The sequence below is a fragment of the Arenibacter sp. F20364 genome, assembly GCF_023015905.1.
Lineage (GTDB): Bacteria > Bacteroidota > Bacteroidia > Flavobacteriales > Flavobacteriaceae > Arenibacter.
The window spans coordinates 63,967-85,392 of sequence record NZ_JALKBD010000017.1 but is presented as its reverse complement, the minus strand read 5'-3'; the positions used below and the strand labels follow the sequence as shown (position 1 = coordinate 85,392).

Here is a 21,426-nt window from a genome sequence, read left to right as displayed (position 1 = left end):
GATGAAAAAGCACTTATAATTAAGGCCTGCCGCCTCCGCCCCTGTTACCACCGCCTCGGCCGCCACGGAAATTCTCCCGCATTTCTGCCATTTTATCCTTGGAAATTTTATCATATTCCTCTTGGGTTACCGTTTTTCCCTTATTAGGGGCCTTGATCTCTTTCTTCTCTGTTGGGTTGAGCACCAATTTCGTACACAGTATAACGGTAACATCATCTTTGACCTCCAAAATAAGACCCGGAAGTCCCCAATACTCTCCTGGACCTTGGTTTACCGGAACATCTGGGGCATACCAAGCTACTATCTCAATTTCCTTTTCTGTAAATTCCGATTCTTGATTTTCATTATTGTCCCCTCCCCTACGAAAAATTGCCCGCATATTGGGCCTCTTAATAGTTTTGATAGCGGTAGCCTTAAAAGCTGTATAATTACCAATCTGTTTCGATTCCCCTCCAAGTTTCCATTCCAGTTTTGGCAACTCATCATCTACCAAAAAAATCTTTCCGAAAAGCTCATTTTTGACCAAGTATCTACCTTCCCGTACATCCTTGTAATAATCACCACCGGCTCCACCCATCATTCCAAAACGCCCACCGCCCCTTCCGTTGCCCGGCTGCTCCAATCTTTCCTCCTCCTTATAAATTGATGAGGATTTGTCAAAGGTTAAAATATAGGTCCGCTCATTGGCTTCCTTCATCCTTTGCATTATTTCCTTTTTTCTATCCTCTGGTATTTGCCTTCCACCAAAATCCATATTTACGGTAGTCTTACTGAAGTAGGTAGCTTCACCCTGAAAATCTTGGGCATAAATTCCGACTTGGGATGCAAATAGCATCATGGAGAAAAAATAGAAATATTTCATTATTTAACATTTTGTATCAAGCTTAAGACTGCAATTAATTGTTTTGGTTTAATCCGGAATCAATAAAAAAACATAAAACATATCCCATAAGTTTTTTATCGGATATTCTTCCAAAGATTTTAACTTACTCGCGATATCTTGTATATTGTACCTCTTAATCAAAAGTGCGAATAACACTAACCATAATTACAAACCTATGCATATCGCCGTTGCAGGAAATATTGGGGCTGGCAAAACAACCTTAACAAGATTATTGTCCAAACACTACCAATGGGAGGCCCAATTTGAAGATGTGGTTGACAATCCTTATCTGGACGACTTTTACAATCAAATGGAAAGATGGAGCTTTAATCTCCAGATCTACTTTCTTAATAATAGATACAGACAAATATTACAGATCAGGAAAGGTGGCAAGGATACTATTCAAGACCGGACCATCTATGAGGATGCCCATATTTTTGCCCCAAACCTACACGCCATGGGCTTAATGACCAATAGGGATTTTGGCAATTACACCAGTCTATTCGAATTAATGGAAACATTGGTACAACCACCAGATTTATTGATTTATTTAAGAAGTTCCATTCCCAATTTGGTGAATCAAATCCACAAACGGGGTCGTGAATATGAAAACAGCATATCCATAGATTATTTAAGCCGACTTAACGAACGCTATGAAGCATGGGCTGAAAGCTACGAAAAAGGCAATCTCTTGGTTATTGATGTAGATAAACTGAATTTTGTGGACGAACCGGAAGATTTGGGCTTGGTCATCAATAAGATCGACGCCGAGATCCATGGGCTCTTTTAGAAAGCATGCCTAAAAAACAGCTTTGATCAGAAATGCCAAGAGGCAGGCCACAGCCATATTAAAAACGCACCCGCTACTACTGCTGTTCCGAAGGCAAATCCTATCCATTTGGCCAGCTGCTTTGTGCCCAAAATTCCTGCCAAAACACCCTTAAAGACCAAATTGGATAAGCTGGCCAATAGAATAAGTTTCCAACCCGTAGACACGTTTAAGGCATCGCTTTTAATTAGCTGCGACAAAGATAGGGTTATGGCATCCACATCTGTTAGTCCGCTTATTATAGCCACAATATATAGGGCATCATCTCCAAACTCTTCATTGGCAAATGCTACCGCCAACAATATGGCCCCGTAAAGCAACCCAAATACCAACGCACTTTTAAAATCGGCGGGATTATCCGGTTCAGGCATTGTATCATCCTTGGAATCCTTGTTTATACTATAGAACATCCCCAAACAAATAAGTGCCATGACTACAAATTCTACCATTAATGGCAGTAGAATAACAGGCAATTTTTCTGGTATTACCACCCCTATCTCTACCATCACCCTAGCCAAGGAAATAGCAGAAGCCACGGTAATCACAAAGGCCGCCATTTTGGTTATAGATGCCGTATCCACAGTTTTACGGGCATAACTAACGGTGGTCGCCGTACTACTGATCAATCCCCCCAAAACACCATTGGAAATAATCCCCAACTTTTTCCCGACAAACTTATAAATAAAATATCCTAAGACACTCAACCCTACTATAAGCGTAATCATTAACCAAATGTTTTGGGGATTGAGCACATTATACGGCCCATAGGTTTTATTTGGAAGAATAGGAAGTATCACTAAGGAGATTCCGGCAAATGTCATAATAGCCGCAAGATCTTTTTCCTGTAGTTTATCTATAAAACCATGAAGTCTTTCCTTTACATAAAGCAGAACCGCAATAGAAGTCCCTATTATTATGCCCAACACCCTGTCGCCCATTACCAAATAGGCTCCTATAGCGAACATGATCAAAGCAGCCACCTCGGTAGTCTGACCAATATCAGGCTTGGTAAATGCCTTTATTTTTATATAATTGGCTATCACTAAAAGTGAGGTTACAGCTATACCAAGAGCTGGTAAAATAAAGGGATTTTGATAATCCCTGGCCAAGAATCCCGCCAAAACTCCTAAAATTGAAATAAGGGTAAAGGTCCGTACCCCGGCCAGTTCACTATTGGCCTTTTCGCGCTGCATTCCTACCAAAAGGCCTAATCCGAAGGCGATACCCAAGGTAGTTAAATCGTGATAATCCATAAGATATAAATATGAGCAACCTAAAATGTGAAAACCCCGTTTAAACGGGGTTTTCAATATACTGTCTAATTATAAGTTCTGCAAATTACTTTTTAACCTCTATTTTATCAATAACCACTGTTCTATTATTATCGGATTTTACAGCTGTATTCTCAAATGCCTCCAATTGGGCCTTTACCTCCTCTTGGGTCCCTTTGAAGGTTTTCTCCTCTGTTATGGCCTCACCATTCACAGTTGTGGTATAAGTAATAACGGCCTGCGCCAAATCCGTGGATTCCAGATGCATTTCAATCTGCACTTCCTGTTCCGCAACCCCTGATTCCAAATGTCCGCCCAATATTGGAGCGATCACCAATCCAATTAAACAGGTAAGTTTAATAAGAATGTTCATTGAAGGTCCGGAAGTATCCTTAAATGGGTCACCAACCGTATCACCCGTAACTGCCGCTTTGTGGGCATCCGATCCCTTGTAGGTCATTTCCCCATTAATTTCCACTCCGGCCTCAAAAGATTTTTTAGCGTTATCCCAGGCACCACCGGCATTGTTTTGGAATATGGCCCAAAGTACACCGGAAACGGTAACACCGGCCATATAACCTCCCAACATTTCAGCGATCAATTGATTATCGCTTCCGTAAACCAATTTCCCTAAAAGTACAATTGCAATTGGAAATCCAATTGTCAAAATACCAGGCAACATCATTTCACGTAATGCGGCCTTGGTAGATATATCAACACATTTGGCATAATCAGGTTTCCCTGTCCCTGCCATTATTCCTGGTATTTCCTTAAATTGTCTACGCACTTCATATACCATATCCATAGCTGCCTTACCAACCGAATTCATAGCCAAGGCAGAAAATACAACCGGAATCATACCCCCTACGAACAACATGGCCAGAACAGGCGCTTTAAAAATGTTGATTCCGTCGATTCCTGTAAAGGTTACATAAGCCGCAAATAATGCCAAGGAGGTCAAAGCCGCTGAGGCAATAGCAAATCCTTTTCCTGTAGCTGCCGTTGTGTTCCCCACAGAATCCAATATATCCGTACGTTCCCTAACGATAGGATCCTGCTCGCTCATTTCTGCAATACCGCCAGCATTATCGGAGATAGGACCAAAGGCGTCAATTGCCAACTGCATAGCCGTTGTGGCCATCATTGCGGAAGCTGCCAAAGCCACCCCGTAAAAACCTGCAAAGGCGTACGAAGACCAAATGGCCGCAGCGAACAATAGAACTGTCGGAAATGTAGAAATCATACCTGTTGCCAAACCGGCAATTACGTTGGTTCCTGCACCGGTGCTTGATTTTTGAACAATGGCCAATACAGGTTTGGTGCCCAATCCAGTATAATATTCGGTAACCGAAGAGATTACACCACCTACAAGCAAACCGATAACGGTGGCATAAAATACCCTAATGGATGAAATATCTTTTAAACCTTCACCAAAAAACTCCATTTTCATAGTTTCTGGCAACATATATTTTACCAACACAAAGCAAGCAATAAGGGTCAATGCAATGGAAACCCAGTTCCCCACGTTCAAGGCACCCTGTACTTCTTTTTCCTTGGCTTCGTTGTCTTTAATTTTTACAAGCATGGTGCCTATAATAGAAAAAATAATTCCAAAACCTGCAATGGCCATAGGCAATAAAATTGGCCCAATACCCCCGAAGGCATCCTGAATAACACCGCCCATGTCCTTAATAACGTAATTTCCAAGAACCATAGCAGCCAATACGGTGGCCACATAAGAACCAAATAAATCCGCACCCATACCTGCAACATCACCTACATTATCCCCAACGTTATCGGCAATGGTTGCCGGGTTACGGGGATCATCTTCTGGAATACCGGCCTCAACCTTTCCAACCAAATCTGCACCTACATCTGCCGCCTTGGTATAGATACCGCCACCAACTCTTGCAAACAAGGCAATGGATTCTGCTCCAAGCGAAAAACCAGCCAGAGTTTCAAGAACAATCGTCATGTCCTCGGTTGAAGTCCATGAGCCGCTCATAAAGAATTGATATATCAGTATAAATGCCGTAGTTAGACCCAATACTGCCAAACCTGCAACACCAAGCCCCATGACGGTACCACCACCAAAAGACACCTTTAAGGCCTGCGGTAAACTGGTTCGGGCCGCCTGTGTAGTTCTAACATTTGTTTTTGTGGCGATTTTCATTCCCATATTACCTGCCAAAGCAGAAAAGAATGCACCAAAAATAAAAGCTACTACAATAAGAATGTGTGTAGTAGGCACTATAAAAGAAATTACGGCCAATGCAATACTGGCACCTATAACGAAGAATGTCAATAATTTATATTCTGCTTTAAGAAAAGCCAAGGCCCCTTCATAGATATAATCTGAAATTTCCTTCATCTTGCCGTCCCCGGCATTTTGTTTTAATACCCAAGACCTTTTCACCGCCATAAAAGCAAGACCTACCAATGCCATAATTATTGGCAAGTAAATAATTATTGATTCCATTTGTTTGATTATTTGTTAAAAATTTGATTAAATATTCAATATTTTGAGGGCAAAAGTAGTAAAATATGACAGAATAAAAAAAGCAATATTACCTCCGCAATATTGCTCTTCAGCTTTTTAAAAATTATGTACTAATACTTTATACTTACATCCTGTTTTGGTACGTCACTATCTTTGAACCTTTGTATACATTTTGCCACAATTTCCTTGGCTTCCCGTTGTTCTCCCCAACCGCCAACGTCGACCTTTTTCTTTTCAAGGTCCTTGTAGACTTTAAAGAAATGTTCTATTTCCTTAATTAAATGCGGATTCAATTCGTTTAGATCAGTGATCTTGTTCCAGATCGGATCCGATACTGGCACACATATCACCTTTTCATCAGGTCCTTTTTCATCGGTCATATGAAAGACACCTATAGGTTTAACTTCCATTACACAACCGGGAAATGTTGCTTCGGTGACCAAAACAAGAACATCCAATGGATCACCGTCCAATGCCAAAGTCTCTGGGACAAACCCATAGTCGGCCGGATACATCATGGATGAAAAAATCATCCTATCGTACCTTATCTTCTTTAGGGCAAAATCGTATTCATATTTGTTTCTACTACCCTTTGGTATTTCAATCAATACATCGAACGACGTAATTTCTTCACTGCTCATATGGTTATGTTTAATCTTATAATTGTTCTAAAATAACAAATTAATATCAGGTAACTGTTAAAAATGAATACTAGAAATGAAATCCAAAAGACCCCGTTACCCCAAAAGACCTTGCTCCTGGGTTTTCCAAATAATTTCCCCTGAAATTGAAATCGATCCTCAATATCTTTAATATATTCCCTACTCCTACCGAATACTCCCAATATATCTTATCATTTGGAGCCAATAAAGGAATATTTGCCGGAGCACTCAAGGCTTTGTTTTCATTCGAAAGTTCTCCCCAGACTCCTCTTAAACCTATAATTTCCCTTAGGTTCCATTTTCTCATAAAGGGAATTCTCGAGAAAAACCTACCGTTAAAATTATGTTCCAAATGTGCCGAAACATAAGTATCGGTAACAAATTCATAAAAATCGAGATTGGAAAAAGTATTGTAAACAGAGAAGAATGTTTGATTTCCAGGAATAGCGTTAAGCAATCCCAACGGCACATCCCCATAGGTCTTTCCTATCTCCACGGTACTTAACAACCTTCCAAGACCACCCACCTGCCAAGGTTGGGTGTAGCTAAACTGAACCTTTTTATAATCGAAATCACTATCCAAGAAGTTCTTGATTCCGTTGGTATAGGACAAAAACAAGGTACTGTAATTATCGTTGACATCCCTTCTTTCCACCCCATTGCCTATGGTTTTCTTCCCAGGAGTATAGATAAGAATGGTAGATAGATCAAATTGATTAATCTCCGATGATGTCCCAGTAGGTGATGTTGGGTCTATGTAATCCAAACTAAAGGCATTGGGCAAGGCAGAACTAAGTGTCCTATAAGCACCTCCCACCCCTATTCTTAAGTTGGTAACCGGTTCCAGCTCCAGATTAAAAGTGCTAAGATCTATATTGGTAAGCCTATCATTTGACCCAACGGTAAACACCGAGGAAGAGGCAATACTTCTTCCCAAGACATCCGTGGTTGCCGTTAAGCTAATCCCCAATTGTTCTATATCCCTTCTTTTTCCTCCCGAAACGATAAATCTGGATTTCTTGTCCACCAACCATTTTCCGGAAACACCATATTTAAATTTATCGTCCCCAAATCCATAAGCCAGATAAGCTTGTAATCGCCAAGGATCGTTCTGACCAAAATATGTTCGTGCCCCTGCCCTCAGGCGCACTCCCTCAGCTTCATTATATCCAAAAACACTGTACACATCCCCAAGGTCCAAATTCCATTTATCTATTTCCACATATCCGGAACCCAAAATACTCACTATGTTATAATAGCTTTTAAATTTGGGCACTGTCTTTAGGGTGTCCAATAATTTATAGATACCTTTTTCATCGGCATTCAACGATTCCAACCTATTGGTTTCCCAAAATTCATCTTCCTTATTTAAGACCATTGGATCAAATGGATCGGTCTTGGCCCTATAAAACTCGTTCGGTTTGGGCTGATCAAATTTGTAATCCCCATAGACCGTAGTCCTCTTGCCATAAACCCCCCTCGACTTTTCTTTTTTATTAAAACTAAAGTCGGACAGCATATAGTCCCTGGTCAAGAGAAAAACAGAATCGTTCACCACATCGAACTCCTGTTCAATATAAATTTCCTTGACCCAGTTGATATTGGCACTTTTGGTGACAGCTAAATTTATATTCTTTACCGCGTAGGTAGTATCGTTTACCCAAAAGTCTCCTTTAAAGGTAAGCTCGTTCTTCCTTCTCGGATAATAAATAATATTGTAGCACCATTTATTGTCTATATAAGCACTATCGGCCAAGACATAATTATAGGTATCCACACCTGTCCTGGATAAGGGACTGGTAAAACTTTTATCGAAAAATTTTAAATAATTATCGTAAATATCATAATCGGAATACAGATCGGCAATGAATGCAATTATAGCCTGATTGTTGTTGAAGCCAGAATTCTTACTCCCAAGTACATCCTCTTTTACTGAGGCCGTTTCGTTATTCCCATAGACCTTTGAGAATGTTTCGTTCAAAAAAATAGGCAAATAGGTTTTCCCTGTTATCCGTGAAGTATCCAAATCATTAAACACAAATTCCAACCCTCTAAAAACCCTGCTCTTCATTAGGGCGCTGTCTATGGTATTTAGGTCGAACTCTACTTTCTCGTATTTATCAAACTCATATTGCTTAAACATATGAACCCCGTTCTCACGTTTTTTGGCCCATATTTTTTTAAGGATATCTATCGCCGGATTATTCTTCTTATCGGTTTTCCCCACATATACCACCACCTCGTCCAACTGTTCACTGGACTCGGCCAGTACAATATTCATGTCATAGGTAACCTTAGTAGTAAGGTTTATTTCTTTGGTCTCATAACCAATAAAAGATACCAATAAAGTAGAATGGGTATTATCGGATTCCATATAAAACCTACCGTTGTCATTGGTTATGGTACCTTCTGAAGAATCCTTGAACAAAACATTGGCAAATGACACAGGTTCGCCAGATTCATCCAACACAATACCCCCAACCTTGGTCTGGGAAACAGCGCATTGAACGATAACTAGAAAAAAGATTAAAAGGATTCTTGTCATTTTCTTATTTAAAAAGACCCCCATAAAAGAGTTTCACTCCCTAATAGTTAGAAACTGAGCGTATAGACGTATCCAACAGTCTATACTTACCCTTTTAATTGGATTTATAACATAAAAGCTCCGTCAACCCTAGGTCAACGAAGCTAAAACATCATTTTTAGATATATATTATAATTTGTACAATACTTTCTTGACCGCCTTTACAACATCTTCATAGTTGGGCAACCATTCTGCCAATAGTACAGGGGAATATGGGGCCGGTGTATCGGCAGTATTGATCTTAACTATTGGAGCATCCAAATAATCGAAAGCGTTGGACTGCACATGATAGGTTATCTCGGTAGCCACATTGCCAAAAGGCCAAGCTTCTTCCAAAATCACCAATCTATTGGTTTTCTTCACCGATTTTAAAACCGCCTCGTAATCCAATGGCTTAACCGTACGTAAGTCAATAATTTCTACACTAATATTTTCCTTGGCCAACTCTTCGGCCGCCTTATCCGCCTCCTTTATAATTTTACCAAAGGAAACAATGGTAACATCTGTACCTTCCCTCCTAATATCCGCAACACCCAACGGAATTGTAAAATCTCCTTCCGGCACTTCACCTTTATCGCCATACATTTGTTCCGACTCCATAAATATAACTGGGTCATTATCCCGTATGGATGCCTTTAAAAGCCCCTTGGCATCCTTTGGATTGGAAGGAACCACCACTTTTAACCCGGGACAGTTGGCGTACCAACTTTCAAAAGCTTGTGAATGGGTCGCTGCCAATTGACCGGCAGAGGCTGTTGGACCGCGAAAAACAATGGGACAATTGAATTGACCGCCGGACATTTGCCTGATCTTGGCCGCATTATTGATGATTTGATCAATCCCTACCAAAGCGAAATTGAACGTCATAAACTCTATAATAGGTCTATTACCAGTCATAGCCGAACCTACACCAATACCGGCAAAACCAAGCTCGGATATAGGGGTGTCTATTACCCTTTCCGGGCCAAATTCATCCAACATTCCTTTAGAAGCCTTATAGGCCCCGTTGTATTCAGCAACTTCCTCACCCATTAAATAAATGGACTCGTCCCTCCTCATCTCCTCGGACATTGCTTGCTGTATAGCCTCCCTAAACTGTAGTGTTTTCATCTGTAAAATGGAATCTTTATGTTAAAATGCTTAAAGCGCTAGCAAAAGTAGGAAATAATATATCAAAATTAAGAAGTTAACAATTAAAAATACCTCAAAAAAATTACTATGCATGCATAGTAATTTAAAAAATTATTGAGTATCTTAGCGACCATTTCTTAATTAACGGTCAACAAAATATTAATATATGAAAATTCTAGTATGTCTAAGTAATGTCCCGGACACTACTTCAAAAATAAACTTCACTGACGGTGACACTAAATTTGACACCAATGGGGTTCAGTTTGTCATTAATCCCAATGACGAATTTGGCCTGACCCGCGCCATGTGGTTCAAGGAAAAGCAGGGAGCCACAGTACATGTTGCCACAGTTGGGGAGGCCAGCACAGAACCGACCATTAGAAAAGCGCTTGCTATTGGTGCCGATGAAGCAATACGTATAAACGCAGTACCTTCAGATGGTTTTTTCGTAGCCGAGCAATTGGCGGAAATTGTAAAAAGCGGAGCATACGACCTTGTGATCGCTGGACGTGAATCCATTGATTACAATGGCGGCATGGTCCCTGGTATTTTAGCCACTTTATTGGGAATGAACTTCGTTAACACTTGTATAAGCCTGGAAATTGAGGGCAACAATGCTACCGTTACAAGGGAGATCGATGGTGGAAAGGAAAAATTGACTACTACATTACCATTGGTTATCGGGGGACAAAAAGGCCTAGTTGCCGAAAGCGACCTAAGAATTCCGAACATGAGGGGAATCATGATGGCCCGCCAAAAGAAATTAAACGTAGTTGAACCGGTATCATCCAATAATGTAACAGCAGACGTTAAATTTGAAAAACCTGCCCCAAAAGGCAAGGTTACTTTGGTAGATGCAGAAAACATTGATGAATTGATCAATTTATTGCACAATGAAGCCAAAGTGATCTAACATTCAGATCCCAGGAATAGTTTCATACAGCAAGAAAGCAGAGCATAAAAACTAAGTCTTTATCAGTCTAAAAGAAAATAATTTATTGGGCCCAACACAATATATCTTTAAAAGCAGGCCCTTACATAAAAATTAAAATCTATGTCAGTTTTAGTATATACAGAATCCGAAAACGGAAAATTTAAAAAGAATGCTCATGAGGTTGCCTCCTACGCCTATGAGGTAGCAAAGCAATTGGGAACTACGGCTATTGCACTTTCCATTAACGCCACTGACGTTGAAGGTCTGGGTGAATTCGGAATTTCCAAAGTACTGAATGTTTCCAATGATTGTCTAAAAACCTTTAATGCAAAGGCTTTTGCCAACGTAATTGGCCAGGCAGCGGAAACGGAATCCGCCAAGGTCATTATTCTTAGCTCCAGTGCGGATACAAAATTTTTAGCTCCAATTTTAACTGCCCAACTAAAGGCCGGTTATGTTCCAAATGTAGTATCAGCCCCCGAGAGCACCAGTCCGTTCAAGGTAAAAAGAACCGTCTTTAGCAACAAGGGTTTTGCCTCTACCGAAATCAGTTCTGAAATTAAAATTATTGGAGTTTCCAATAATGCTTTTGGAAGTGCGGAAAATAAAACTACTGTCGCGGTAGAGAGCTTTGACCCTAACATTGGGGAAGATTCATTTACTACAAAATCCTTAGAAATAGACAAGGTGGTCGGAAAAGCCACTATTGCAGATGCCGACATTGTAGTTTCGGGCGGACGTGGGCTAAAAGGTCCAGAAAACTGGGGAATGATAGAAGAATTGGCCGAAGTATTGGGTGCGGCAACTGCCTGTTCCAAACCTGTATCGGACCTTGGATGGAGACCTCATGGGGAGCATGTTGGACAAACAGGTAAACCGGTAGCTAGCAACCTATATATTGCCATAGGCATCTCAGGGGCAATCCAACACTTGGCAGGAGTTAGCTCCTCCAAAGTAAAAGTAGTCATCAATACCGACCCGGAAGCCCCGTTTTTCAAAGCTGCCGACTATGGTGTTGTAGGCGATGCTTTTGAAGTTGTTCCCAAGCTAATCGAAAAATTAAAGGAATTTAAGGCACAAAACGCTTAATTTTTGTTAAATTGTGCCCCTTAAAGGGCTGCTCAAACATACATGGTCCGTCCAGTCTTTTGAACAGCCTTTTTTAGTTGATAAATTTCTATGAGTTTAGTTAGATTAAAAATAAAGGGGATATCCTATAGCCAAACGCAAAATGGTGCATATGCCCTTATATTGAATGAAGTTGATGGTGATCGCAAACTACCTATCGTTATTGGCGCCTTTGAAGCCCAATCCATAGCTATTGCCTTGGAGAAGGAAATTAAGCCTCCAAGACCACTGACCCATGATCTTTTTAAAAATTTTGCCGATCGCTTCGATATCGTGATCAAACAAGTTATCATCCACAAATTGGTTGATGGTGTTTTCTATTCAAGTATTATTTGCGAACGCGATAAAATAGAGGAAATCATAGATGCCAGGACCAGCGATGCTATTGCTTTGGCCCTAAGGTTTAACGCTCCTATATTCACCTACAAGACCATATTGGATAAGGCAGGTATATTCCTCAAATTTTCTTCAAAAGAGAAGGACAAGGAAGATTCTGATGACAGCATTATGGTCGATGAAATTCTTCAGGAAGGAGAAACAGTAGAAATAAACCCAGGCGCTTCCGAGGGCTACAAAGAACTGAGTACCGAGGAATTGTATGCCGAATTGGACAAGGCCGTTGCCAGTGAAGACTATGAAAAGGCCGCAAAACTCCGGGACGAGATCTCCAAACGTAAATAGTTTAGGAATTTATAAGACTACTGGATGAGAAATAAGCTTTGGGTTTTATTTATTTTCTGCTTTATAGCATTTCCATCCCATGCCCAAGAAATTAGCAACCCAAACATACTCCACAGTACTTCTGGAATCACCCCCAATCAAGGTGTATCATTTCAAAGTATATGGCGAGGTGTCTTAGGAATGTCATCTTTGATTTTCATAGCCTACCTCTTTAGTAATAATAAAAAAGCCATTAATTGGAAAACCGCAGGAATCGGACTCTTTATCCAACTGCTTTTGGCCATTTGTATTCTAATTGGCGAAAAAATTGGTTTTAATGCCTTTGGTTATAGATTTGACCTCAGCTTTGTTTCCAAAATCTTTGAGTTTGGAGGTAAAATTTTTGTCAGCATCCTTGACTTTACAAGGGCGGGTAGCAAATTTCTTTTTGAAGGTCTGGTAGTGGACATGGATACCTTTGGATTTATTTTTGCATTTCAGGTCCTACCCACCATTATCTTCTTTTCGGCATTGACTTCAGTACTGTTCTATCTGGGAATAATTCAAAAAGTAGTCCAAGCATTAGCTTGGTTACTATCCAAATCACTAGGAATTTCCGGAGCTGAAAGTTTAAGTGTCACCGGGAATATTTTTTTAGGACAAACGGAGGCTCCATTGTTAATAAAGGCCTATTTGGAAAAAATGACCCGATCGGAAATGCTTTTGGTAATGATCGGAGGCATGGCTACCGTAGCCGGAGCCGTTTTGGCGGCCTATATTGGTTTTTTAGGAGGAGACGACCCAGTCCTAAGGCTACAGTTCGCCAAGCACCTGTTGGCAGCATCGGTTATGGCTGCACCCGGGGCCATCGTTATCTCCAAAATTCTATACCCGCAAACCGAAGCAATCAATACCGATGTCCATGTTTCGAATGAAAAAATTGGTTCCAATATTTTGGATTCCATTTCGAACGGAACCACCGAGGGCCTAAAACTGGCCGTAAACGTAGGTGCCATGCTTTTGGTTTTTGTCGCCTTTATTGCCATGATAAATGGTATTTTAAATTGGACAGGCGACATTACCCACCTAAACTCATGGATCGCTCTGAACTCACCTTACGGCAATTTTTCCTTGGAAGCTATTCTAGGAACAATTTTCGCCCCACTTATGTGGCTTATCGGGGTGGATTCAGTAGATATTATGCTCATGGGGCAGTTATTGGGCATTAAATTGGCAGCAAGTGAATTTATTGGATATATACAATTGGCGGAACTAAAGAATATAGCTAGCAGCACCCATTTCACATTTAACAAATCGGTAATTATGGCTACTTATATGTTATGTGGTTTTGCCAATTTTGCCTCTATTGGGATTCAGATCGGCGGTATAGGCTCCCTCGCTCCAGGTCAAAGAAAAACTTTGTCGGAATTTGGAATGAAAGCGGTTTTGGGAGGATCCATAGCCTCTTTGCTATCGGCTACCATTGCCGGAATGATTCTGGGCTAACCAACCGTAATCACGTTGGAAAAAATTACCCCCTGAAGAAGTATTGATCACTGCTCCCCGTTAATAAAATTTAATAACTTAAAACACTTCCCGATCCTACTGAAATTAGTTTTACCTAATTTTGATCACACTAATTATTGGACATCAATCTATATTTACCTCCCTATTTTATAGGGCGCGTCAAGGCCGAAGCTTATGAAACAGTACCACGATTTACTAAAACATGTATTGGAAAATGGAACTCAAAAAGGAGACAGGACCGGTACAGGTACCAAAAGTGTTTTTGGTTATCAAATGCGTTTTGACCTGGCGGAGGGTTTCCCCATGGTTACCACCAAAAAACTCCATTTGAAGTCCATTGTCCATGAATTACTTTGGTTTTTAAAGGGGGATACCAATATTGGCTATCTGCAGGAAAACGGTGTGCGCATTTGGAACGAATGGGCGGACGAAGATGGAAATTTAGGTCCTGTTTACGGATATCAGTGGCGTAATTGGAACGGGGATGAAATAGACCAGATAAAGGATATTGTAAGCACCCTTAAAACCAATCCCAACAGTCGGCGTATGTTGGTATCGGCCTGGAACCCTAGTGTACTTCCAGACACCTCATTATCATTTTCTGAAAATGTAGCCAATGGAAAAGCCGCATTGCCTCCTTGCCATGCCTTCTTTCAATTCTATGTTGCCGATGGTAAATTGTCCTGTCAATTATATCAAAGGAGTGCCGATATATTTTTGGGTGTCCCGTTCAATATAGCGTCCTATGCCCTATTTACCCTTATGATGGCACAGGTTTGCGGATTGCAACCCGGCGAATTTATTCACACCTTTGGTGACGCACATATCTACAACAACCATTTTGAACAAGTTGAATTACAATTAAGCAGACAGCCAAGACCCTTGCCAAAAATGGTCCTGAATCCAGAGGTAAAGGATATTTTCGACTTTACTTTCGAAGATTTTAGTTTGATGGATTATGATCCACACCCACATATAAAGGGAATAGTAGCAGTTTAAGAAAGTTCGGAAGATTGCTTGGAAAACATATAAGCCGCAGCCCTATATTACTTAGGCCACTAAATCGCTGTGAATCCACGGTTTTGGACGTACCTTGGATGTTGGTATTCGGTTTAGAAGAAAATAGAATACCTATATAAATCTGATACCATTGAAAAAATGGTCCAATGGTATCAGATATTGATCAATTAAATTTCCAATACTGAATTCTCGGCACCTGCAAATTCGTTCCATTGGTAACGATCAGCCTCAGCTTCGTTAACGTAATTACCATCCACTATATATTTGAATTCGTAAGTACTTTCCTTTGGCAAATCAAAAGTTCCTTTGAAAGTTCCGTTTTTCAATTTCTTCAATGCACTGCCTTTAGGGCTCCAATTATTAAAATCCCCAACTACTGCCACCTTCTTTGCATCTTCAGCAGGTACAGAAAAAGTCACCTTACAGACTGGCTTACTCTTTAAATATTGTTTTGTAATTCCCATAACCTCTATATTTTAGATTCAGCGCAAAATTACATCATTAAATGCCTCATTTCCAATGACCAATATCATTTTTATCATTTTCTTAAAATAAGTTTAACAATTGGCCTTCTTTGATAATTTTACTAGTCAAAATTCCCAACTAAATAACATTGCCTACCTTCTTTTTAAAATTCCCAAAATCTTATCTATCTCATTTTCCGTATTGTAGAAATGAAAACTTAAACGAATGCCATTTCCACGTTGTGCACATACCACATCGTTCTCCAAAAATTTAGTGAACAAATCCTTATCCCCCGAGATATTAAATATAGAACTGTGCTCTTTTCTCTTTACCACAGCATCTTCGAGCAGACCCAAATTCTCCAATTCCATTTTAGCTTTTAAAGAAAGTTTTTTAATTTGTCCGGCAATATTTTCCATTCCAATGTCCGACAAAAATCCCAAGGAATAGTTCAGACTCCCAAAATTGAAGGTATCCAAATGTCCGGGCTCAAATTGTTTTGCGAAGGACATCTTGTCCTTACCTCCCACATCCCCATCGGCTGCATTAAAACCCGTGGACCTACAACTGAATTTGGCCGGTGTATCATCGGCAAATAACATAAAACCGTTACCATAGCCGCCCAGCAGCCATTTATAGGAGCTGCTGCCCAGTACATCTATGCCAGAATCCTCAAAATTAAAAATCTCCGTACCCATAAATTGCGTACCGTCTGCTATGATCAATAGATCGGGAAACTCCTTTTTCAAATTCTTTAAAAACTCCAGATCCACCTTAATCCCATTTAACCACTGCACCAAACTAAGGGCCAAGACATTTATATTGTCCAGTTTTATCCTGTCATAAATATTTTCCTCCAAAGTATCGGTCACTTTTAGATAATAGGTGCTGCACTCCCTATTTTCAAAGGGCCAGTTCACCGAAGGGTAATCGCCTTCCAATAGCAATACGTTCCTTTTACCGCCCATACCTTCCAATAGGAAATTAAGACCAATGGAAAAATTGGGCACCAAGGCTATGTTTTCACTTTTACAACCAAAAATTTTTCCAATCGTATTTCTAGTTTCCGAAAGAAGCACATTGCTTTTCATTTTCATTTTGCTACCCCCGATCAGGAAATCAAGATCGTGTTCTTGCCGCCAATCCAAAAGGCCATCATAAAGAAGGCCAGAGGTAGCTGTATTGAGGTAGGTATATTGACTTAAAACTGGGAATTGCTTAATAATCTTTTGCATGTCCGAAGATGTAAATTTTGTATTTATGGTATCTTTGTCTAAAGATAGACATAAGGATGTTCTCCAAGAATAAAAAAAGATCACTTATAGAAACAGAACAGCATGAACTCATGGAACATGCCCAAAAAAGAATAAAGCAAAAAAAGCAACTTTATAATCATTTTGTTGTGTTCTTGATAGGTAGTGTATTTCTGATTATCATCAATAAAATATTAAAGTTCGGCGTAGAATACAATTGGTTTGTATGGGCAATAACACTATGGGCCTTCTTGTTTGCAATTCACGTCTTCAATGTTTTTGTCACTACAAAATTTATGGGCTTGGAATGGGAACGTACCCAACGCGAAAAATTGGTCCTAAAGCAGAAACAAAAAATAGCTGAATTGCAGAAAGAGATCGAAACGGAATTTCCAATATCCAATATCAATAAAAAAAAAGAATAGTGAACATTCTATCAATTATAGCAGCGGCTGCAGAGAATAACGCCCTTGGAAAGGACAATGACCTATTATGGCATTTACCCGATGATTTTAAACGTTTTAAAACCCTCACCTCAGGTCATAAAATAATTATGGGACGAAAAACTTTTGAGAGCTTTCCCAAACCTTTGCCCAATAGAACCCATATCATCATAACCAGAGACACGGACTATTCTACAATCTATGCAGATTGCATTGTGGTACATTCGTTGGATGAGGCATTGGATCTCGTAAAAGAGGAATCCCTTTCCTTTATCATAGGTGGAGGGGAAATTTATAAGCTCGGACTGGAACACGCCAACCAAATTGACCTGACCAGAGTACATGCTTCCTTTGAAGCGGACACCTTTTTTCCAGATTTTGACGAAAACAAATGGCAATTGACAAATAAGGAATACCACGCTAAGGATGAGCGACATAAATATGATTTTACGTACCTCACCTATGTAAAAAAAAGAGACTGAATAGGTCTTAACATTAAATCAAAGTCATTTTCCCTACCGCATTAAAAGTCCAAATATTGCGCTTTATAAGGAACACTCACATCCTTCAAAAAGCCTTCCAAAACACTAACATCGGCATTGGTGAAAAATTGATGCTCCAAAGTCTCGGATTGGGAGTGGTTCATTAAATTATTTAGCAATAAAACGTTTTTGGTCTGCCTTGCGACTCCCTCGCCAGAATCGATAATCTTAATATTATCCGGTAATATTTCCTTTATCAAGGGAATTAAATATGGATAATGGGTGCAGCCCAAAACCAATTGATCCATTCCCTTACTGAGCATAGGTTCCAAATATGCTTGCAAAAGCTCTCTGGTTTCAGAAGTATGAACCTCTCCTTTCTCGATCAACTCAACCAATCCAGAACCAACTTGATCTAATATTTTGATGCCATTGGCATGAATTTCGGAGGTACTGTTAAATAATGCGCTGGACAAAGTACCCTTGGTAGCCAAAACACCTACGGTTTTGGTTTTGGAATTTAAGGCGGCAGGCTTAATTGCCGGTTCTATTCCGATCATTGGCGTACTATAGGCTGCCCGAAGCTCTTTTATAGCGTTTGTTGTGGCCGTATTACAGGCCACCACTATAAGCTTACAACCCTTTTTCAAAAGAAACTCAACGTTTTTAATGCTAAGTTCCAATATTTGTTCTTTTGATTTTTCTCCGTAGGGGGCATTCTTACTATCGGCCAAGTATATGGTTGCTTCATTGGGCAGAATCTTATTGATCTCCCGCCATATGGAGGTTCCTCCAATACCGGAATCAAAAATACCTATGGGACCTTTATTCATTTAAAATAAAAAAATTAAGTAGCCCTAAAGTTACATTAATATTGCATTTTGGAATGGTTCTTTTTCAGAATTGTAAATCCCTTTTTTTACAATTGACCCTAGCTTACTTCATGTGGATTTAACCAAAAGGCCAGTCGTCTAATACTTTTCCACCAACACTTTTACCTCCTCCAAATTCAATCCACCATAATTTCCCGAACTCATCAGAAGTAAAACGGAATTATCGTAGTCCTGACCAAAAACAAAGCTTTTGAAGACTTCGGCTTCAGTAAAAATCTGTAGATCATCTCGGACAAAGGCTTCCGATATTTGTTCAGGGGTCACCTCCTTAAGCTTCTTTATCGCAACCGATTCCGGAAGATAGAAAACGGCTGCAATATCGGCAGCTTCCAAGGCACCTCTGTACTCCTTTAAAAATTCCGGGTTAAAGCTGCTATAAGTGTGCAGCTCCAGACAAGCAATTAATTTTCTGTCCGGATACTGCTCTTTAACGGCCTTGGTAGTAGCCATTACCTTGCTAGGTGAATGGGCAAAATCTTTATAGGCCACGCAATTCTTACCTTCTGCAATTTTTTCCAATCTTTTGGAGGCGCCTTTAAAGGATGCAATGGCTTCATAGAAATCATCTTCATCCACACCCATATTTTGACATATCCATTTAGCCCCTGCCAAATTACTCAGGTTATGCCTCCCGAAAACTTCTATCGGCATAGGCCCTTCTGGGGTTTCCAAAATGGTTTGCCCATTTTCCACAGTATATTCGGGAGTGTGATATGGGAGCTTTCGAATAGTATTCAAAGAGGCTTTTACCACCTTATCCACTTCAGGATCTTCCTCATTATAGGTAATACTGCCTCCTTTTACAATGCTATCTACAAAGATCCGGAATTGCTCCACATAATTGTCGTAGGTAGGAAATACATTGATATGGTCCCAGGCAATCCCGCTCAAAAGGGCAATATTGGGCTTATACAAATGAAATTTCGGCCGCCGATCTATAGGCGAGGACAAATATTCATCGCCCTCCAGTACTATAAAATCGTTCTCCTCGGTAAGATGCACCATTCGATCGAAGCCATCCAATTGGGCGCCTACCATAAAATCCACAGCTATGTCGTGATAATTCAAAACATGTAATATCATGGAAGTAATGGTGGTCTTGCCATGACTACCTCCAATGACCACTCTAGTTTTATTCTTGGACTGTTCGTATAGAAACTCTGGATAGGAGAATATTTTCAATCCCAATTCCTGGGCCTTTAACAGCTCGGGATTGTCCGCCTTGGCATGCATACCCAATATTACCGCATCCAAATTAGAGTTCAATTTCTCAGGAAACCAGCCAAATGATTCTGGCAATAGACCCTTGGCTTCCAACCTAGTTTTGGAAGGTTCAAAAATTACGTCATCACTACCTGAAACAATATATCCCTTATGATGTAATGCCAACGCCAAATTGTGCATTGCACTGCCCCCAATGGCAATAAAATGAATGTGCATGAAAATATCAATTTAAGGGGTTAAAGATAATCATTGTTGAAGGCTATCAAAAGAAGTTATTGTTTTGGTTTCAACTATCGCAGAATTAAAGTTTGGAATAAGCTTAAAAACTATATCCGAACCCTGAATATTTTTTAATTTAGTACCAAAGAACACTATCTATGAAAATAAAACTAGCTGAAATTGTTCCCAAAGAAATTATGCCTGGCTACCACGGAAAACTTGTTCACACCCAAAATATGAGTCTTGCTTTTTGGGAGGTGGATGCCGGAGCCAAAGTTCCCGAACATGCACACATGAATGAGCAGGTGATGCAGGTATTGGAAGGAAAATTTGAATTGACCCTAGACGGCATTACCAAAACCTATGAACCGGGCGACCTGGTAATAATTCCACCCCACGTTTCACATAGTGGCCTAGCACTTACCCCATGTAAATTAATGGATGTATTTAGCCCCACAAGGGAAGAATATAGATAAAATTACTATTGCCTAAAGGGAATAGCGTTATAATATATAACCAAGATGAACATATCACTCAAAAACAAAAAAGCCTTGATAGGTGGTAGTAGCCGTGGAATAGGCAGGGCCATTGCCCAACAATTGGCAATCAGCGGTGCCACTGTAACAGTAATGGCCCGCAGCGAGGACAAATTAAAATCCTTGATATCCAGTTTGCCCACCAATTACGGACAACAACACCAGTACTTAGTTGTTGATTATACCAATTTTGACACCTATAAGAAAATTATTACCGCCTACTTCAAAACGAACACCGTAGATATATTGGTCAATAACACCCAAGGACCTTCGGCAGGGGGCGCCTTGGACAAAAAGATCGATGATTACCAAGAAGCTTTTGACCTTCTTTTTAAGACCGTGGTATTTACAACAGAACAAGCGCTCAAAGGAATGATATCCCAAAAATACGGTCGTGTTATAAATGTTGCCTCAGTTTCTGTTAAAGAGCCACTAGCCTATTTGGCCCTTTCCAATACCGTACGTGCCGCGGTCATTACCTGGTCCAAAACACTGGCTTCCGATGTTGGCAAATACAATATCACTGTAAACAGTACCTTAACCGGGTATTTTAATACGGAAAGGTTAAAGTCACTTAACGACGCCAAAGCTAAATCCCTGGGTATTCCTATAACAGAAGTTGAAAATCAAATGCTCTCCAATGTACCTGTAGGTCGATTTGGAGATCCAGATGAATATGGTTACTTGGTAGCTTTTCTGGCCTCCGAATATGCCTCTTTCATAACAGGGACCAATATTCCAATAGATGGCGGTTTGCTTAAATCGATTTAACCTTGGACCAA

The 21,426-nt window shown here is 40.1% G+C and carries 20 protein-coding genes; 10 read left to right on the top strand and 10 right to left on the bottom strand.

Annotation, left to right across the window (positions count from 1 at the left end):
- Window positions 1-19: 19 nt before the first annotated feature.
- On the bottom strand, window positions 20-862 hold the full coding sequence (locus tag MWU84_RS14865; RefSeq protein WP_246902777.1) for a GLPGLI family protein: 843 nt from the start codon (window positions 860-862) through the stop codon (window positions 20-22).
- A 196-nt stretch (window positions 863-1,058) separates the two neighbouring features.
- Between MWU84_RS14865 and MWU84_RS14860 the strand changes: the two genes are divergently transcribed.
- The gene (locus MWU84_RS14860; RefSeq protein ID WP_246902774.1) at window positions 1,059-1,673 is read left to right on the top strand and encodes a deoxynucleoside kinase; all 615 of its coding nucleotides are present in this window, start codon (window positions 1,059-1,061) and stop codon (window positions 1,671-1,673) included.
- A 26-nt stretch (window positions 1,674-1,699) separates the two neighbouring features.
- On the opposite strand, the gene MWU84_RS14855 is transcribed toward MWU84_RS14860, so the two are convergent.
- The 5 genes from MWU84_RS14855 to MWU84_RS14835 form a co-directional block, all read right to left on the bottom strand.
- On the bottom strand, window positions 1,700-2,965 hold the full coding sequence (locus MWU84_RS14855; protein WP_246902772.1) for an MgtC/SapB family protein: 1,266 nt from the start codon (window positions 2,963-2,965) through the stop codon (window positions 1,700-1,702).
- Between the two features lie 85 nt (window positions 2,966-3,050).
- The gene (locus MWU84_RS14850) at window positions 3,051-5,462 is read right to left on the bottom strand and encodes a sodium-translocating pyrophosphatase (protein WP_246902770.1); all 2,412 of its coding nucleotides are present in this window, start codon (window positions 5,460-5,462) and stop codon (window positions 3,051-3,053) included.
- Between the two features lie 131 nt (window positions 5,463-5,593).
- The gene (locus MWU84_RS14845; protein ID WP_246902768.1) at window positions 5,594-6,124 is read right to left on the bottom strand and encodes an inorganic diphosphatase; all 531 of its coding nucleotides are present in this window, start codon (window positions 6,122-6,124) and stop codon (window positions 5,594-5,596) included.
- Window positions 6,125-6,194: 70 nt separating this feature from the next.
- Window positions 6,195-8,690 carry a DUF5686 and carboxypeptidase-like regulatory domain-containing protein gene (locus MWU84_RS14840; protein ID WP_246902766.1) on the bottom strand — a complete coding sequence of 832 codons (2,496 nt, stop codon included), beginning with the start codon at window positions 8,688-8,690 and terminating at the stop codon, window positions 6,195-6,197.
- Between the two features lie 168 nt (window positions 8,691-8,858).
- Complete coding sequence (locus tag MWU84_RS14835; RefSeq protein ID WP_246902764.1) at window positions 8,859-9,839, bottom strand: pyruvate dehydrogenase complex E1 component subunit beta; 981 nt, start codon at window positions 9,837-9,839, stop codon at window positions 8,859-8,861.
- A gap of 187 nt (window positions 9,840-10,026) precedes the next feature.
- On the opposite strand from MWU84_RS14835, the gene MWU84_RS14830 reads away from it, so the two are divergent.
- From MWU84_RS14830 to MWU84_RS14810, 5 genes are all read left to right on the top strand, one after another.
- Window positions 10,027-10,773 (top strand): electron transfer flavoprotein subunit beta/FixA family protein, encoded by a 747-nt coding sequence (locus MWU84_RS14830; RefSeq protein ID WP_246902762.1) that lies wholly within the window; start codon window positions 10,027-10,029, stop codon window positions 10,771-10,773.
- A 141-nt stretch (window positions 10,774-10,914) separates the two neighbouring features.
- The gene (locus MWU84_RS14825; protein ID WP_246902760.1) at window positions 10,915-11,883 is read left to right on the top strand and encodes an electron transfer flavoprotein subunit alpha/FixB family protein; all 969 of its coding nucleotides are present in this window, start codon (window positions 10,915-10,917) and stop codon (window positions 11,881-11,883) included.
- Between the two features lie 90 nt (window positions 11,884-11,973).
- Window positions 11,974-12,603 carry a bifunctional nuclease family protein gene (locus tag MWU84_RS14820; protein WP_246902758.1) on the top strand — a complete coding sequence of 210 codons (630 nt, stop codon included), beginning with the start codon at window positions 11,974-11,976 and terminating at the stop codon, window positions 12,601-12,603.
- 24 nt (window positions 12,604-12,627) lie between these two features.
- Window positions 12,628-14,088, top strand: a complete 1,461-nt coding sequence (locus tag MWU84_RS14815; protein ID WP_246902756.1) for a nucleoside transporter C-terminal domain-containing protein — start codon at window positions 12,628-12,630, stop codon at window positions 14,086-14,088.
- Window positions 14,089-14,283: 195 nt separating this feature from the next.
- The gene (locus tag MWU84_RS14810) at window positions 14,284-15,108 is read left to right on the top strand and encodes a thymidylate synthase (RefSeq protein WP_246902754.1); all 825 of its coding nucleotides are present in this window, start codon (window positions 14,284-14,286) and stop codon (window positions 15,106-15,108) included.
- 188 nt (window positions 15,109-15,296) lie between these two features.
- Here the strand turns inward: MWU84_RS14810 and MWU84_RS14805 are convergent, their stop codons facing one another.
- On the bottom strand, window positions 15,297-15,593 hold the full coding sequence (locus MWU84_RS14805; protein ID WP_246902752.1) for an isoamylase early set domain-containing protein: 297 nt from the start codon (window positions 15,591-15,593) through the stop codon (window positions 15,297-15,299).
- A gap of 153 nt (window positions 15,594-15,746) precedes the next feature.
- Window positions 15,747-16,829: an aminotransferase class V-fold PLP-dependent enzyme gene (locus MWU84_RS14800; protein WP_246902750.1), complete on the bottom strand. Its 1,083-nt coding sequence runs from the start codon at window positions 16,827-16,829 to the stop codon at window positions 15,747-15,749.
- 56 nt (window positions 16,830-16,885) lie between these two features.
- Between MWU84_RS14800 and MWU84_RS14795 the strand changes: the two genes are divergently transcribed.
- Both MWU84_RS14795 and MWU84_RS14790 read left to right on the top strand, forming a co-directional pair.
- Entirely contained in the window at window positions 16,886-17,272 is a 387-nt protein-coding gene (locus MWU84_RS14795; RefSeq protein WP_246902748.1) for a 2TM domain-containing protein, read from the top strand.
- 5 nt (window positions 17,273-17,277) lie between these two features.
- Window positions 17,278-17,772, top strand: a complete 495-nt coding sequence (locus MWU84_RS14790) for a dihydrofolate reductase (protein ID WP_246902822.1) — start codon at window positions 17,278-17,280, stop codon at window positions 17,770-17,772.
- 41 nt (window positions 17,773-17,813) lie between these two features.
- On the opposite strand, the gene murI is transcribed toward MWU84_RS14790, so the two are convergent.
- Both murI and MWU84_RS14780 read right to left on the bottom strand, forming a co-directional pair.
- Window positions 17,814-18,605 carry a glutamate racemase gene (gene murI / locus MWU84_RS14785; protein WP_246902746.1) on the bottom strand — a complete coding sequence of 264 codons (792 nt, stop codon included), beginning with the start codon at window positions 18,603-18,605 and terminating at the stop codon, window positions 17,814-17,816.
- Between the two features lie 138 nt (window positions 18,606-18,743).
- A complete protein-coding gene (locus tag MWU84_RS14780) occupies window positions 18,744-20,105 on the bottom strand; it encodes a Mur ligase family protein (protein ID WP_246902743.1) in 1,362 nt (453 codons plus the stop codon).
- A 161-nt stretch (window positions 20,106-20,266) separates the two neighbouring features.
- Here MWU84_RS14780 and MWU84_RS14775 point away from each other — a divergent pair, with 161 nt between their 5' ends.
- Both MWU84_RS14775 and MWU84_RS14770 read left to right on the top strand, forming a co-directional pair.
- Window positions 20,267-20,584, top strand: a complete 318-nt coding sequence (locus MWU84_RS14775; RefSeq protein WP_246902741.1) for a cupin domain-containing protein — start codon at window positions 20,267-20,269, stop codon at window positions 20,582-20,584.
- A 45-nt stretch (window positions 20,585-20,629) separates the two neighbouring features.
- Window positions 20,630-21,415, top strand: a complete 786-nt coding sequence (locus MWU84_RS14770) for an SDR family oxidoreductase (RefSeq protein WP_246902739.1) — start codon at window positions 20,630-20,632, stop codon at window positions 21,413-21,415.
- Window positions 21,416-21,426 lie beyond the last annotated feature (11 nt).

What these genes read in the sequence shown, in the direction of transcription:
- MWU84_RS14780 (WP_246902743.1), bottom strand. Translation starts at nt 20,105, where the DNA reads ATGCACATTCATTTTATTGCCATTGGGGGCAGTGCAATGCACAATTTG.
- MWU84_RS14835 (WP_246902764.1), bottom strand. Translation starts at nt 9,839, where the DNA reads ATGAAAACACTACAGTTTAGGGAGGCTATACAGCAAGCAATGTCCGAG.
- MWU84_RS14825 (WP_246902760.1), top strand. Translation starts at nt 10,915, where the DNA reads ATGTCAGTTTTAGTATATACAGAATCCGAAAACGGAAAATTTAAAAAG.
- MWU84_RS14840 (WP_246902766.1), bottom strand. Translation starts at nt 8,690, where the DNA reads ATGACAAGAATCCTTTTAATCTTTTTTCTAGTTATCGTTCAATGCGCT.
- MWU84_RS14855 (WP_246902772.1), bottom strand. Translation starts at nt 2,965, where the DNA reads ATGGATTATCACGATTTAACTACCTTGGGTATCGCCTTCGGATTAGGC.
- MWU84_RS14860 (WP_246902774.1), top strand. Translation starts at nt 1,059, where the DNA reads ATGCATATCGCCGTTGCAGGAAATATTGGGGCTGGCAAAACAACCTTA.
- MWU84_RS14865 (WP_246902777.1), bottom strand. Translation starts at nt 862, where the DNA reads ATGAAATATTTCTATTTTTTCTCCATGATGCTATTTGCATCCCAAGTC.
- MWU84_RS14805 (WP_246902752.1), bottom strand. Translation starts at nt 15,593, where the DNA reads ATGGGAATTACAAAACAATATTTAAAGAGTAAGCCAGTCTGTAAGGTG.
- MWU84_RS14775 (WP_246902741.1), top strand. Translation starts at nt 20,267, where the DNA reads ATGAAAATAAAACTAGCTGAAATTGTTCCCAAAGAAATTATGCCTGGC.
- MWU84_RS14820 (WP_246902758.1), top strand. Translation starts at nt 11,974, where the DNA reads ATGAGTTTAGTTAGATTAAAAATAAAGGGGATATCCTATAGCCAAACG.
- MWU84_RS14795 (WP_246902748.1), top strand. Translation starts at nt 16,886, where the DNA reads ATGTTCTCCAAGAATAAAAAAAGATCACTTATAGAAACAGAACAGCAT.
- MWU84_RS14850 (WP_246902770.1), bottom strand. Translation starts at nt 5,462, where the DNA reads ATGGAATCAATAATTATTTACTTGCCAATAATTATGGCATTGGTAGGT.
- MWU84_RS14815 (WP_246902756.1), top strand. Translation starts at nt 12,628, where the DNA reads ATGAGAAATAAGCTTTGGGTTTTATTTATTTTCTGCTTTATAGCATTT.
- MWU84_RS14770 (WP_246902739.1), top strand. Translation starts at nt 20,630, where the DNA reads ATGAACATATCACTCAAAAACAAAAAAGCCTTGATAGGTGGTAGTAGC.
- MWU84_RS14810 (WP_246902754.1), top strand. Translation starts at nt 14,284, where the DNA reads ATGAAACAGTACCACGATTTACTAAAACATGTATTGGAAAATGGAACT.
- MWU84_RS14830 (WP_246902762.1), top strand. Translation starts at nt 10,027, where the DNA reads ATGAAAATTCTAGTATGTCTAAGTAATGTCCCGGACACTACTTCAAAA.
- MWU84_RS14800 (WP_246902750.1), bottom strand. Translation starts at nt 16,829, where the DNA reads ATGCAAAAGATTATTAAGCAATTCCCAGTTTTAAGTCAATATACCTAC.
- murI (WP_246902746.1), bottom strand. Translation starts at nt 18,605, where the DNA reads ATGAATAAAGGTCCCATAGGTATTTTTGATTCCGGTATTGGAGGAACC.
- MWU84_RS14845 (WP_246902768.1), bottom strand. Translation starts at nt 6,124, where the DNA reads ATGAGCAGTGAAGAAATTACGTCGTTCGATGTATTGATTGAAATACCA.